Source organism: Salinarimonas soli (assembly GCF_008386575.1).
GTDB lineage: Bacteria > Pseudomonadota > Alphaproteobacteria > Rhizobiales > Beijerinckiaceae > Salinarimonas_A > Salinarimonas_A soli.
In genome coordinates this window covers 1-215 of record NZ_VUOA01000177.1, presented here as the reverse complement: position 1 = coordinate 215, position 215 = coordinate 1, and the positions used below count along the sequence as shown (strand labels likewise).

Below are 215 nucleotides of genomic sequence, written 5' to 3'. Positions count from 1 at the left end.
GCTGGCAAGCAGCTGGAAGACGGACGCACCTTGTCAGACTACAACATTCAAAAAGAATCCACGCTCCATCTTGTACTGCGTCTTCGTGGAGGCATGCAGATCTTCGTGAAAACTCTGACCGGAAAGACCATCACTTTGGAAGTAGAAGCTTCGGACACAATTGAGAATGTGAAGGCGAAGATCCAAGACAAAGAAGGAATTCCTCCTGATCAACA

Annotated in this window: 1 protein-coding gene; it reads left to right on the top strand. The window is 47.4% G+C overall.

The genetic code is table 11. The features are described from left to right. A partial coding sequence (locus F0L46_RS27775) for a ubiquitin-like protein (protein WP_210247700.1) occupies positions 1–215 on the top strand: 215 nt, incomplete at both ends.